This is a genomic window from Pseudomonas fluorescens, assembly GCF_902497995.1.
Taxonomy (GTDB): domain Bacteria; phylum Pseudomonadota; class Gammaproteobacteria; order Pseudomonadales; family Pseudomonadaceae; genus Aquipseudomonas; species Aquipseudomonas fluorescens_BK.
In genome coordinates this window covers 98178-110576 of sequence record NZ_CABVII010000017.1, presented here as the reverse complement: position 1 = coordinate 110576, position 12399 = coordinate 98178, and the positions used below count along the sequence as shown (strand labels likewise).

Genomic DNA, 12399 nt, shown 5'->3' with positions numbered 1-12399 from the left:
CATGTTCGATAAAATGCAGCGGGCGTTCTGGAAGGCGTTGACCCCGGATCTGGTGGTGGATGAGCCGAAGGTGGTTGCGCAGGCGGTTGCCGGGTTGGCGGCGAATGTCGTGGCGGCGTTGGGCGGTGTGGATAACCTCAAGTCACAGCAGCCGGTGGCGCTGACCCGGGTTCGCGTGGAGTTGCGGGATGTGGGGCGGTTGGATCGGCAGGCTTTGACGGCGGCGGGGATACCGGGGGTGATGACGCTGGACGGCGGTGTCGTGCATCTGATCACCGGCCTCCAGCCATAACCGGATCCCTGTGGTGAGGTGGCTCGCGCCAATGCCAGTCAGTTAAGCGAAATCCCTGTGGGAGTGGGCTTGCTCGCGAAGACTGCGGCACAGTCAACATTGATGTCGCCTGATCCACCGCTTTCGCGAGCAAGCCCGCTCCCACAGGTTCTGCAGCTTAACTGACTGACATTAGGGCAAGCCCCCTCGCCACAGGAAGCTCACCGGTGCAGTGCCAGGCCCCGGTTTGACTGTGACCAGTCGCCGCGCCACCCTTACTGTTTCTCATCCGCAGGTGTATCGTATTCGCCTTTTACAGGCCCACGGGCCTGTCGCTGATACGTGAGGTAGTTGAGTTCATGTCCTTTACCCGTCGCCAAATCCTCGGTGGCCTGGCCGGTCTTGTTGTCGTTGGCGTCGGAGCGGGGGGCGCGTCGCGGTACTGGCTGGGCAAAATGGCCGACGCCGACGCGGGCCACGACTATGAGCTGATCGCGGCACCGCTGGACGTCGAACTGGTGGCCGGGCACAAGACCCAGGCCTGGGCATTCGGTCCTTCGGCGCCGGGCACCGAATTGCGCGTGCGTCAGGGTGAATGGCTGCGGGTGCGTTTCATCAACCACCTGCCGGTCGCGACCACCATCCACTGGCACGGCATCCGCCTGCCGCTGGAGATGGACGGCGTACCCTATGTCTCGCAGCTTCCCGTACTGCCGGGCGAATACTTCGACTACAAATTCCGCGTGCCCGACGCTGGCAGCTACTGGTATCACCCGCACGTCAACAGTAGCGAAGAACTCGGTCGCGGGTTGGTCGGTCCGCTGATCATCGAAGAGCGCGAGCCCACCGGTTTCAAGTACGAGAAGACCTTGAGCCTCAAGAGCTGGCACGTCGATGAAGCGGGCGCGTTCGTCGCGTTCAGCATTCCTCGCGAAGCGGCCCGTGGCGGCACGGCCGGGCGCCTGTCGACGATCAATGGGGTGTCGCAGGCGGTGATCGACTTGCCCGCCGGGCAGATCACTCGCGTGCGCCTGCTCAACCTCGACAACACCCTGACTTACCGTCTCAACATCCCTGGCGTCGAAGCGCAGATCTACGCGCTGGACGGCAATCCCATCGAGCCGCGGCCCTTGGGCAAGGAATACTGGCTGGGCCCCGGCATGCGCATTTGCCTGGCGATCAAGGCGCCGCCCGCCGGCGAAGAACTGTCCCTGCGCAACGGCCCGGTACGCCTGGGCACGTTGCGCTCGGTAGCGAACACCGATGCCCCGACCTCGTGGCCACCGGCGCTGCCCGCCAACCCGGTGGCCGAGCCCGACCTGGCCAATGCCGAGAAACTCAACTTCAATTTCGAATGGGTGGGTTCGGTGTCGGTGAACGTCGACAACGGCCGCCCGCCAAGCCTGTGGCAGATCAATGGCAAGGCCTGGGACATCACGGACAAGACCTGCGCCGACCGTCCGATTGCCAAGCTTGAAAAGGGCAAAAGCTACATTTTCGAATTGAAGAACATGACTCAGTACCAGCACCCGATTCATCTGCACGGCATGAGCTTCAAGGTCATCGCCTCGAACCGGCACAAGGTGATTCCGTACTTCACCGACACCTACCTGCTGGGCAAGAACGAGCGCGCCCAGGTGGCGCTGGTGGCGGATAATCCGGGGGTGTGGATGTTTCATTGCCATGTGATCGATCATATGGAAACCGGCCTGATGGCCGCCATCGAGGTGGCCTGATGCGCCAGATACGTCCCGCGGCGATCATTGATCGCAGTCGTGATCGTGATTACATGCGTGAAGCCCTGGCGCTCGCCGCCCAAGGCGCAGCGCTGGGTGAAGTGCCGGTGGGCGCGGTGCTGGTACAGGACGGTGAAATCATCGGACGCGGCTTCAACTGCCCGATCACCGGCAACGACCCCAGCGCCCACGCCGAGATGGTCGCGATCCGCGCCGCCGCCCAGGCCGCGAGCAATTACCGTTTGCCGGGCAGCACGCTCTACGTGACGCTTGAACCGTGCAGCATGTGCGCCGGTTTGATCGTGCATTCGCGGATTGCGCGGGTGGTGTATGGCGCGCTGGAGCCCAAGGCGGGGATTGTGCAGAGTCAGGGGCAGTTCTTTACCCAGGGGTTTCTAAACCATCGAGTGCTGTTTGAAGGCGGGGTGTTGGCGGAAGAGTGCGGGGCGGTTTTAAGCGAGTTCTTCAAGGCCCGCCGCGCGAAACCAGCAGACTGAACACCGAACCAATGTGGGAGCGGGCTTGATCGCCAAGGCGGTTTAACATCCAACAATGATGTTGACTGACATTCCGCTTTCGCGAGCAAGCCCGCTCCCACATTTTTGATCTCCATCGGTCAGGAGATTGGGGTTATTTGCGGGCGACAATCACCGCCCGCATCGGCGCCGGCAGCCCTTCAATTGTCTTGCTGTGATCTTGCGGATCCAGGAAGTCGCTCAACGACTGATACTTCATCCATTCCGTCCCACGCTGTTCCTCAACGCTGGTTGTGCTGACGTCCACACAGCGAACATCGCTGAACCCGGCACGCCGCAGCCACAACTCCAGCGCCGGCACCGACGGCAGAAACCACACATTACGCATCTGCGCGTACCGATCTTCCGGGACCAGCACCTGCTGCCGATCGCCCTCGATCACCAGTGTCTCAAGCACCAGTTCACCGCCCTTGACCAGGCAATCCTTCAGCGCCAGCAAGTGCTCGATCGGCGAGCGACGGTGGTAGAACACGCCCATGGAAAACACCGTGTCGAAGCCTTCCATATTTGCCGGTAGATCCTCGAAGGGAAACGGCAGGTGCCAGGCGTTGGGCTCGGACAGGTAGCGCTGAACCGCTTGGAACTGGCAGAAGAACAGCCAGTTCGGATCGACGCCGATCACGCTGTCGGCACCGGCACCGAGCATGCGCCACATGTAATAACCGTTGCCGCAGCCGACATCGAGGATGCGTTTGCCCTTCAGGTCCAGATGGGGCGCGACCCGCGACCACTTCCAGTCCGAACGCCATTCGGTGTCGACATGCACGCCAAACAGATCGAACGGCCCTTTGCGCCACGGCGACAACCCCATCAACGCAGTCCGCATCTGCACGCGGGTTTCATCGTCGCAATCGGTGTCCAGCTTCAAACCGTTCAACAAGTCGACTTCGCCCGGCTGGATCTTCGGCAAGGCGTCCAGCGCACTCTGCCAACGCTCCAGGTCGCCATGACCCTTTTCCATTTTCTTGTCGAGTTGCGTCTGCAGCGTGTTGGCCCAATCGGCCAGGGGAGTACCGGCCAGTCGGCGGGCGAGGGGGGACAGATCAATCATGGCAAGGCAATCAACGAGGCAAAGTTAAGACACTGGAACCACGGCACGACTTTCGAAAACCCGGCCGCCAGCAGGCGCTCGCGGTGTTCTTCGAGGCTGTCGGGCTTCATGACGTTTTCGATGGCGCTGCGCTTCTGGGCGATTTCCAGTTCGCTGTAACCGTTGGCGCGTTTGAACGCGACATGCAGGTCGGTGAGCAGCGCGTGCTCTTCGGGATCGTTGAAACGCAGCTTTTCCGAAAGGATTAGCGCACCACCGGGCAGCAGCGCCTGGCGGATGCGCGAAAGCAAGGGGGTGCGCTGGTCCGGGGCGATGAATTGCAGGGTGAAATTCAGCGCTACCACCGAGGCCGGCTGGAATTGCAGGGCGAGGATGTCGCCTTCGATCACTTCAACCGGCAGCAACTCCTGGAACATCGAGTCCTGGCCGTTGAGGTACTCGCGGCAACGTTCGACCATGGCCGCGGAGTTATCCACAGCGATCACCCGGCAACCGTCGGTGCGCACATGGCGGCGCAAGGCCTGGGTCACGGCACCGAGGGACGAGCCCAGATCGTAGAGCACGCTGTTGGGCTGAGCGAACTGCGCAGCGAGCACGCCGAGGTTCTCAACGATGGTCGGATAACCTGGCACCGAGCGCTTGATCATATCCGGGAACACCCGCACCACGTCCTCGTTAAAGGCGAAGTCGGGCACCTGGGCCAAAGGCTGGGCGAAAAGGCGATCGGGTTCTTTGCTCACGGCGGTTCCAGCGGCGTAGGTGGAAAAGGCCGGCATTTTAGCCAACTTGGCGCGGGGATGCGCGGGTTGTCTGATAAACCGGGGGTAGGCTCTGAGGTCTGCGTGTGCAGTGATGCCGCTTTCGTCGGAACGCCGCCCGGAGCAAGCCCGCTCCCACAGTAGTTATGAGTCGGACACAAGAAATGTGTTCAACGCTGATCAAATGTGGGAGCGGGCTTGCTCGCGAAGGGGTCAGCGCGGTTCCTGATTGAACGCCGACGCTGTGATTCCCCATTGCCCCAGCCAATAGCTGAGGATGATCACGTAAGGCGCCGCATCGAACGGCGCGACAAACCGGTCGATGCCAATCACGCTGTCCGAAAACACAAACGCCACCGCCCCGGCTGCCGCCAGCACCGCCGACCGCTTGGGCACAGCGCTGCCGAGTCGAGCCAAGGCGCGCCAGAGCATTGCGCTGATGGCCAAGCCATAAGCGATGACGGGAATCAGCAACGGCCCCAATCCATGGGAAATCAGAATCCCCAGTAGCACCGCGCCAACGCCGAGGGCCATGACCAGCGGCAACAGCGCCAACCGCCGACAATCGCTCAAGTAAGCTTTCAGATAGGCCAGATGGGCCACCAAAAAGGCCCCGAGACCAAACACAAACAGATCCCCCGGCCACGCCAGCAGCACATCGCCGAGCAGGGAAAACATCAATCCGAGGCTGATCCAGCGTCGATACTCGCTGGGCGGTGCATCGTGCAGCCAACCGAGCAAGGCCAGTACCGGCAACGGCTTCACCAACAGGCACAGCAAGACGGCATGCACATTCAGGCCGTAGAGAAACGTCACCGCGCCCATCAGCGCCAGAATCAACCAGCCCAAGATCAGTTAACCGAGATCGCACAGTCGAAAGTTTCAACCGGCAGTACTTCCGGCGCCCACGGCTGCTGGGAGGTCAAACGCAAGCGCCCCGTGCCGGCGGCGAACACCTGAAAGCGCCAGGTCGACACACCGGCAGCACCGACGACACCGGCATCTTCCGGGTTTCGATACACCTCTGGCCCCAGTGCGCGCAACACGCCACCGGCCGAATCCTGGATCGCCCAGCGGTAACCGGTGGTGGGGTTGCTCGGCAGGATCACGATCAGGTTTTGCCCGCTGTGCAGTTGCACCGGGCATTCGCTTTGTTTTTCCACGGTCACGTTCTGTTTCGGTTGCGAGGCACACGCGGCCAGCAAGACAAGGGCGAGGGGGACAAACAAGCGGGTGGGGGACATAAGTCAGCAGCTCCGGCGTTCACGACGAACGGCGAGCATAGCTGAAGATGAGACAAATTGTGACAGCCACACCTTACAGCGGGCCTTGGGATTTGAGTTGTGAGTGCCGACGCCATCGCGGGCAAGCCTCGCTCCTACAGGGGTTGTGTGTCGTTCACATTTTTTGTGACGAACACACAACCCCTGTAGGAGCGAGGCTTGCCCGCGAAGGCGATCGTTCTGGTAGTACATCACCGTCAGAACACATTTTTTGCCACGTTCGTACAGTGTTTGGCAAAGTGAGCAGTACTCTTTTCAGATTGTCCGATAACTGCTTGATTAGTGTTTCGTAGAAAAAGAAAACGTACCTTGGGATGCAAACTCAAAGTTCTGTTTATCTTTGAAGTGGATATCGAATGTGCCGGAGTACTTTTGCTTGTCAGCGCTCACGGACAGGTACATTACACCCTTGAATGCCCAGTAACTGGTATAAGCCGGAAAGTTTTCTGTAAGTGCGATCTGGATCAATTGATCTGGGGAGTTTAATGGGTAGGTGCCGGATTCGATACTTCTCGGCAGATACATATCAAAAGCGCGATCTTGAGGGGTGTTTTTTTCGCCGGCTTTGAAAATAGCCACAATTTCCCGGGAGCCGACGCTGACGTAAAACTCTTCAGAGTTGAATGTGTCGCGGTCCTGAACGGTGGCACTCAAGTAGTTTTTCTGGCAGCACCGGCGGAATTTTGTTTCGTCATTAATGCAACTGTCGACAAGGCTTCTTCGTTGTTGGATATCCATGGGTCTATCTCTTCAAGGATTGTTGGAGCCCTGAATGTATAGCCAGTGATAAGCCCGGGATACTGTTAAAGTTAATAGGTTATCGGTAAAGATGTTTCATTTTATATGCTGTTGTTCAATGCAAAAAGAACGGCCAGACAATAGTCTGGCCGTTGTAGTATTGGGTTTGCCGGCTTAGAACAACACCTTTGCCACATCCGCAAAGCGCTTGGCAAAGTGCACGGTAATCCCTTCTTTCAGATAATCCGGCAACTCGTCAAAGCTTCCGCGATTCGGCTCCGGCAGGATCAACTCAAAGATCTTCTGCCGCCGCGCCGCAATCACCTTCTCGCGCACCCCGCCAATCGGCAATACATGCCCGGTCAGCGTCAGTTCGCCGGTCATGGCCACGCCTTTCTTCGGCGGCTGGTTGCGGGCCAGGGACAGCAGGGCGCTGGCCATGGTCACGCCAGCGCTCGGGCCGTCTTTCGGGGTCGCGCCTTCAGGAACGTGGAGGTGGACGAAGGCCTCGTCGAAGAACTTCGGATCACCGCCAAACGACTTCAGATTGGAGCTGACGTAGCTGTAGGCGATTTCTGCCGACTCTTTCATCACGTCGCCCAGTTGCCCGGTGAGTTTGAAGCCACGGTTCAACGTGTGAATCCGCGTCGCTTCGATCGGCAAGGTCGCACCACCCATGCTGGTCCAGGCCAGACCTGTGATCACGCCAGTACCCGACAGCACTTGTTCGTTGCGGAACACCGGATGACCGAGTGAGGCTTCGAGGTCTTTCGGCGCAATTTTGATCACTGCTTTCGGCTCGTCGATCAGCTTTACCACAGCCTTGCGCACCAGTTTGCCCAGTTGTTTTTCCAACTGGCGAACCCCGGCTTCACGGGCGTAGCCGTCGATCAAGGCTTTGAGTGCGCTGTCGCTGATGGCCAGGCTGCCTTTGGACACACCGGCTTTCTCAAGCTGCTTGGGCCACAGGTGACGCTTGGCGATGGCGATTTTTTCTTCGGTGATGTAGCCCGACAGGCGAATCACTTCCATCCGGTCCAGCAACGGGCCGGGGATCGAGTCCAGGGTGTTGGCGGTGCAGATGAACAGCACTTTCGACAAGTCCAGGCGCAAGTCCAGGTAGTGGTCGAGGAATTCGACGTTCTGTTCCGGGTCGAGGGTTTCCAGCAGCGCCGAGGCCGGATCGCCCTGGTAGCTCTGGCCCATTTTGTCGATCTCGTCGAGCATGATCACCGGGTTCATCACTTCGACGTCTTTCAACGCATGGACGAGTTTGCCCGGCTGTGCGCCGATGTAGGTACGACGGTGGCCCTTGATCTCGGCTTCGTCGCGCATGCCGCCGAGGCTGAAGCGGTAGAACGGCCGGCCCAGGGATTCGGCGATGGATTTGCCGACGCTGGTCTTGCCCACGCCCGGCGGGCCCACCAGCAACACGATGGAACCGCTGATCTCGCCCTTATAGGCACCGACCGCGAGAAATTCAAGAATGCGGTCCTTGATGTCGTCGAGTCCGGCGTGGTGTTTGTCCAGCACCTTGCGCGCGTGCTTGAGGTCGAGTTTGTCCTCGCCGTACACGCCCCACGGCACCGAGGTCGCCCAGTCAAGGTAGTTGCGGGTCACCGCATACTCCGGCGAGCCGGTCTCGAGAATCGACAGCTTGTTCATTTCCTCGTCGATGCGTTTTTGCGCCTGGGCCGGCAACACCTTGCCTTCCAGGCGCTGCTCGAACTGTTCGATGTCGGCGCTGCGGTCGTCCTTGGTCAGCCCCAGCTCTTGCTGAATGACCTTCAACTGCTCCTTGAGGAAGAACTCGCGCTGATGCTCGCCGATCTTGCGGTTAACCTCGGCAGAAATCTCTTTCTGCAGGCGCGCAACCTCGACTTCCTTGCGCAGCATCGGCAGGACTTTCTCCATGCGCTTGAGCATCGGCACGCAGTCGAGCACTTCCTGCAGTTCACTGCCGGTCGCCGAAGTGAGTGCGGCGGCGAAGTCGGTCAGCGGCGACGGGTCGTTGGGGCTGAAGCGATTGAGGTAGTTCTTCAACTCTTCGCTGTACAGCGGATTGAGCGGCAGCAGCTCCTTGATCGCGTTGATCATCGCCATGCCGTAGGCCTTGACCTCGTCGGTAGGCTCGGTGGGTTGGTGCGGGTATTCGACTTCCACCAGATACGGCGGGCGATGGTGCTTGAGCCAGGTCTTGAGACGCACGCGAGTCAGGCCCTGGGCGACGAATTGCAGCTTGCCGTTTTCGCGGCTGGCGTGATGCACCTTGACCAGCGTGCCGTAGAGCGGCAGGGCCGAGGTGTCGAAATGACGTGGGTCTTCCTGGGGCGTGTCCATGTAGAACAGGGCCAGGCAGTGGTGATCGGATTTGCTGACCAGATCCAGGGTTTCCGCCCAGGGCTCTTCATTGACGATGACCGGCAGTACCTGGGCCGGGAAGAACGGGCGGTTGTGGATCGGGATGATGTAGACCTTGTCCGGCAGGTTCTGGCCTGGCAGGGCGAGGCCTTTGCCGGTGGAGCAACGTTCGGCGCTCTCTGGGTCGGCGTATTCGCTGGGGTCTTCAGGGAATTCTTGCTGGTCGCTCATGGGGCACCTGCGCAATGGGGTATGGGTCTTAGATGGGGCAGGTGGGGGGTGGTTTCAATGGCAGGGGACATTTCCGGGTGTGTGTTCAGGGTTTGGACAGGTCGTAAATCGTCGGTGTGGTTGGTTCAAAACAGATGGTGCGCCAACTGCCTCGGACCATCGCCCGCCTGGTCGAAGATCCATTGCTCTACCCCCGGCAATTTTCGCAACGCCGTAAATACAGCCGAGACATCTTGCAACGTGCACAGCACATGCACATTGGGGCCGGCGTCCACCGTTGCGCACACTTGCAGACCTTCGCGCCGCAGTTGTCGAACCCGTGCCAGAATCTCCAGCGTCACCGGTTGCCAGTAGAAGATCGGTGGCTGTGAAGTCATGGCGATCATGTGCATTTCCACGGCTTCGCGCTCCACGGTATCGGCCAATGTGTCGAAGTCGCGGTTCAGGATGGCTTCGCGGAGGGTGTTCAGCCGTTCGGGCAACAGGCTCAGCCGAGCCGGGTAAAAGGGGCTGCTGGCGGCGAGGCGATGGCCTTGTCGGGAGCTGATGTCTTTGTGCCCGGCATCGACGACAGCGATCAAGTCATGCAGTGGCCAGTGCTGCGCGGGTGCGAACTGTTCTGCGGGGCATTGCGGTTGTCCAGGATGTCCTGGCCACTGCACGAACCCGCCTATGACCGAGCGCGCTGCCGAGCCGGAGCCGGACAAACGCGCCAGTTGGCTGAGGTCGGGACTATTGAGCGATTGCCCACAGCGCAACGCGAACGCCAGTGCCAGCGCACTGAATCCGGAGGCCGATGAGGCAATGCCCGCACCGGTCGGGAAGCTGTTGACGGTTGCAATGCGCAACGGCTGCCAGTCGTCGAAGTGTTGACGCAATTGCTGGAGATGCTGTTCGATCCCGCGGCGCATGGACGCTTGAGCAGGTATCAGTGAACCGCTGGCTGTTTTCCACAAAATTTCATCGCTCGTGCCGCTCGTTTGCCGCGCTAACGTGCAGTAGCTGACGCACTGGTTCAGGGTCATCGAGAGAGAGGCATTGTTGGGCAAAGTCCGTTGCGCATCACTCATGCCCCAGTATTTGATCAGCGCGATATTGCTTGGCGAGGAGACGCTCACCTTATTCATGTTTCGCTGACCTGCAAACCATCGACGGCCAGTGGCGCGTTGATTCTGCGAAATTGCGCCAGTTCCGGTAGCGCAGGTGCGCCGATCACCAGGAGCGCGCCAGCCTGGTCCCCGGAGAGCGCACCGGCGCCACAGATTTTTGCCGCGCCGCCGACCCTTTCGATGGCCCGAATGACCTTGGCAATCTTCTTCGGCACCACGCCGAGACACTCCAGCGCCTGTTCATAGTCACGTAGCAAGTGCTTGAGGGTTTCGGGCATCAGGACGGGCCGTTGCAACAGACTTCGAAAGCGTTCGGCACTGTGGCGCATGCTTTCCAGCAGCGGATTGTCGGGGCCTTCGAGCCGGTAGCGGGTGGCGGCGATCACCTGTCCCGTACTCTCGCGAGCGGTACCGGTGTCGTAGAGTTCGACGTCGCGCAATTGCAGCCACGCCGCACTTTTGGGCCAGGAAATCAGCTTGAAACTGCCATTTGCCATGGGCCGCCGTTCGACAGTCGAACCCCGGAGGCTGGTGTTGTGATCGATCCCCGACGGTTGGCCGTGCTGGTAGCGTTCGATACTCATCGCCAGCGGCTCCAGCGGCTCCAGCGGGTGTCGGGGCGGTTTCAGGTTGAAAAAACGCAAAAGCGCCGCTGCCAGGCTGACGGCCAATGCACCCGAACTGCCGAATCCGGCGTTGGCTGGAATGCTCGATTCCACTCGAAGAGAAAAACCTCGCCAGTCTTCAGGTGCCAGCCTGAGCAGAATTTCGCCGATGGCGCATTTGACCAGATGATCGGCGTCGGTTCCCTCCCCATAGGCAAAACCCTGCGCGGACGATTGGCGCACGCGTCTAACGTAGTCGAGCACGGTTTGAAACGTGTAACACCGATGAAGGTTGAGATCGGGCAACTGCAGCTCTATCCGCCCGTCCTCACGCGGTCGCACGTTGATAGTGCAATACAGGCCCAGCGAAGTGGCAATTGCAGGGCAACCGTGCAGCACGGCGTGCTCACCCATCAGGATTATTTTGCCGGGCGCGCGCGCCTGGATGATCGTCGATGTCATTGTTCAGCGGCCCAGTTGCACATGGGCCTGGACCAGGTGATGAGACGCCTGGGCAGCCATGATCGACAGTTCACCGGCCAACACCAGTGCGCCGAGTATTTCTGCCAGGCGCAACGTGTCGACGCCCGGTGCCTTGGCCCCCGGAACAATCCCCATCAATGCCAGCGCTTCTCGTTGGGTACAGAGGCCGGTACCGCCACCGACGGTGCCCAAGGGCGTATCCGGCAACAGGATTGACGCATACAGGGCCCCATTTCCCCTGTCTTCGATGCAGGTTATTCCCATGGCACTTTCCGCCACTTGAGCGACGTCTTGTCCAGTGGCGATAAAAAAGGCTGCAAGAATATTTGCGTGATGGGCGTTACAGCCAATCGCCCCCGCCATGGCCGAACCGAGCAAGTTCTTGCGGTATTGGACCTCACACAGCGATGCGGCATCGGTTTTCAGGATGTCGCGCACGATATCGGAGCTCAGGCAGGCTTCGGCATAAATGCGTTTACCCCGACCATTGAGGAAGTTAACCATCGCTGGTTTTTTGTCGGTGCAGTAATTGCCCGATATGCTGATGCAGGGTACGCCCGTTGCGGGGCTAATCAGTTCAGTGATGGCTCTGTCGCAAGCGATGCTCGCCATATTCATGCCCATTGCATCGGCGCTGTTGAAGCGAAAACGCAGATAGATCGTGCAGCCAACCGCAGCCGGTGCGATGTCCTGCAACGTCAGGTGGTGGCTGTCCTGCTCGCACAGTTGTTTGATCTCGTCGAAGTGGGTTTGTACCCAGGCCAGGAAAGCCTGGGTCTGGATGATGCCGCTGGAGCGAAAGACCGGTGCTCGAGTGATCCCCACATCGTCGACCCGGACCACCGCACCTCCGGCAGCACGCAACGCGCTGCATCCCCTGGAAACACTGGCGATCAACGCGCCTTCGGTGGTGGCAAGCGGTGCATAAACCGGTTCTCGAGCGGTGATGGCCCGGCCATTGACCAGCAGGGGGCCGGCGACCCCCACGGGAATCTGAATGGCACCGATAAAGTTCTCGCACTTGGCGCGCTGCGCATCGAAGGTGTAGTCACCGATCATGCCGAGCGGCGATCCAGTGATACGTTGCAAAGCCTCACGCCGCACGCGAGAGGCTTCCTTGCGTGACAGCGTCGCAGGCAACTGGTGCAAGCCGATCTCACCCTTGACCAACGCCTCTGTCCAGTGAGTGCGAAATTGGGTGTGGGGCATGGCAGGCTCCAAAAGATCAGCGGGTGCG

General features: G+C 60.0%; 12 protein-coding genes. 3 read left to right on the top strand and 9 right to left on the bottom strand.

Annotation, left to right across the window (positions count from 1 at the left end; translation table 11 throughout):
* Nucleotide 1 precedes the first annotated feature (1 nt).
* From F8N80_RS20065 to tadA, 3 genes are all read left to right on the top strand, one after another.
* The gene (locus F8N80_RS20065; RefSeq protein WP_150784556.1) at nucleotides 2-292 is read left to right on the top strand and encodes a PTS transporter subunit EIIB; all 291 of its coding nucleotides are present in this window, start codon (nucleotides 2-4) and stop codon (nucleotides 290-292) included.
* Between the two features lie 338 nt (nucleotides 293-630).
* A complete protein-coding gene (locus F8N80_RS20060; protein WP_150747957.1) occupies nucleotides 631-2007 on the top strand; it encodes a multicopper oxidase family protein in 1377 nt (458 codons plus the stop codon).
* On the top strand, nucleotides 2007-2504 hold the full coding sequence (tadA, locus tag F8N80_RS20055; RefSeq protein WP_150784555.1) for a tRNA adenosine(34) deaminase TadA: 498 nt from the start codon (nucleotides 2007-2009) through the stop codon (nucleotides 2502-2504). The genes F8N80_RS20060 and tadA overlap by 1 nt, the downstream gene beginning before the upstream one ends.
* A gap of 133 nt (nucleotides 2505-2637) precedes the next feature.
* Here tadA and cmoB read toward each other — a convergent pair whose 3' ends face one another.
* The 9 genes from cmoB to F8N80_RS20005 form a co-directional block, all read right to left on the bottom strand.
* On the bottom strand, nucleotides 2638-3594 hold the full coding sequence (gene cmoB, locus F8N80_RS20045) for a tRNA 5-methoxyuridine(34)/uridine 5-oxyacetic acid(34) synthase CmoB (protein ID WP_150784554.1): 957 nt from the start codon (nucleotides 3592-3594) through the stop codon (nucleotides 2638-2640).
* On the bottom strand, nucleotides 3591-4370 hold the full coding sequence (cmoA, locus tag F8N80_RS20040; RefSeq protein ID WP_191632954.1) for a carboxy-S-adenosyl-L-methionine synthase CmoA: 780 nt from the start codon (nucleotides 4368-4370) through the stop codon (nucleotides 3591-3593). Before cmoA ends, cmoB begins: the two co-directional genes overlap by 4 nt.
* Nucleotides 4371-4565: 195 nt before the next feature.
* On the bottom strand, nucleotides 4566-5201 hold the full coding sequence (locus F8N80_RS20035) for a lysoplasmalogenase (RefSeq protein ID WP_150747961.1): 636 nt from the start codon (nucleotides 5199-5201) through the stop codon (nucleotides 4566-4568).
* Nucleotides 5202-5203: 2 nt separating this feature from the next.
* On the bottom strand, nucleotides 5204-5596 hold the full coding sequence (locus F8N80_RS20030; protein ID WP_150747962.1) for a protease inhibitor I42 family protein: 393 nt from the start codon (nucleotides 5594-5596) through the stop codon (nucleotides 5204-5206).
* Between the two features lie 318 nt (nucleotides 5597-5914).
* The gene (locus F8N80_RS20025; protein WP_150784553.1) at nucleotides 5915-6373 is read right to left on the bottom strand and encodes a hypothetical protein; all 459 of its coding nucleotides are present in this window, start codon (nucleotides 6371-6373) and stop codon (nucleotides 5915-5917) included.
* A gap of 174 nt (nucleotides 6374-6547) precedes the next feature.
* Nucleotides 6548-8965: an endopeptidase La gene (gene lon / locus F8N80_RS20020; RefSeq protein WP_150747964.1), complete on the bottom strand. Its 2418-nt coding sequence runs from the start codon at nucleotides 8963-8965 to the stop codon at nucleotides 6548-6550.
* 125 nt (nucleotides 8966-9090) lie between these two features.
* A complete protein-coding gene (mvaD, locus tag F8N80_RS20015) occupies nucleotides 9091-10092 on the bottom strand; it encodes a diphosphomevalonate decarboxylase (protein WP_150747965.1) in 1002 nt (333 codons plus the stop codon).
* The gene (locus tag F8N80_RS20010; RefSeq protein ID WP_150784552.1) at nucleotides 10089-11141 is read right to left on the bottom strand and encodes a mevalonate kinase family protein; all 1053 of its coding nucleotides are present in this window, start codon (nucleotides 11139-11141) and stop codon (nucleotides 10089-10091) included. The genes mvaD and F8N80_RS20010 overlap by 4 nt, the downstream gene beginning before the upstream one ends.
* A gap of 3 nt (nucleotides 11142-11144) precedes the next feature.
* Entirely contained in the window at nucleotides 11145-12371 is a 1227-nt protein-coding gene (locus F8N80_RS20005) for a hydroxymethylglutaryl-CoA reductase (RefSeq protein WP_150784551.1), read from the bottom strand.
* Nucleotides 12372-12399 lie beyond the last annotated feature (28 nt).

What these genes read in the sequence shown, in the direction of transcription:
- F8N80_RS20065 (WP_150784556.1), top strand. Translation starts at nt 2, where the DNA reads ATGTTCGATAAAATGCAGCGGGCGTTCTGGAAGGCGTTGACCCCGGAT.
- F8N80_RS20060 (WP_150747957.1), top strand. Translation starts at nt 631, where the DNA reads ATGTCCTTTACCCGTCGCCAAATCCTCGGTGGCCTGGCCGGTCTTGTT.
- tadA (WP_150784555.1), top strand. Translation starts at nt 2,007, where the DNA reads ATGCGCCAGATACGTCCCGCGGCGATCATTGATCGCAGTCGTGATCGT.
- cmoB (WP_150784554.1), bottom strand. Translation starts at nt 3,594, where the DNA reads ATGATTGATCTGTCCCCCCTCGCCCGCCGACTGGCCGGTACTCCCCTG.
- cmoA (WP_191632954.1), bottom strand. Translation starts at nt 4,370, where the DNA reads ATGCCGGCCTTTTCCACCTACGCCGCTGGAACCGCCGTGAGCAAAGAA.
- F8N80_RS20030 (WP_150747962.1), bottom strand. Translation starts at nt 5,596, where the DNA reads ATGTCCCCCACCCGCTTGTTTGTCCCCCTCGCCCTTGTCTTGCTGGCC.
- F8N80_RS20025 (WP_150784553.1), bottom strand. Translation starts at nt 6,373, where the DNA reads ATGGATATCCAACAACGAAGAAGCCTTGTCGACAGTTGCATTAATGAC.
- lon (WP_150747964.1), bottom strand. Translation starts at nt 8,965, where the DNA reads ATGAGCGACCAGCAAGAATTCCCTGAAGACCCCAGCGAATACGCCGAC.
- mvaD (WP_150747965.1), bottom strand. Translation starts at nt 10,092, where the DNA reads ATGAATAAGGTGAGCGTCTCCTCGCCAAGCAATATCGCGCTGATCAAA.
- F8N80_RS20010 (WP_150784552.1), bottom strand. Translation starts at nt 11,141, where the DNA reads ATGACATCGACGATCATCCAGGCGCGCGCGCCCGGCAAAATAATCCTG.
- F8N80_RS20005 (WP_150784551.1), bottom strand. Translation starts at nt 12,371, where the DNA reads ATGCCCCACACCCAATTTCGCACTCACTGGACAGAGGCGTTGGTCAAG.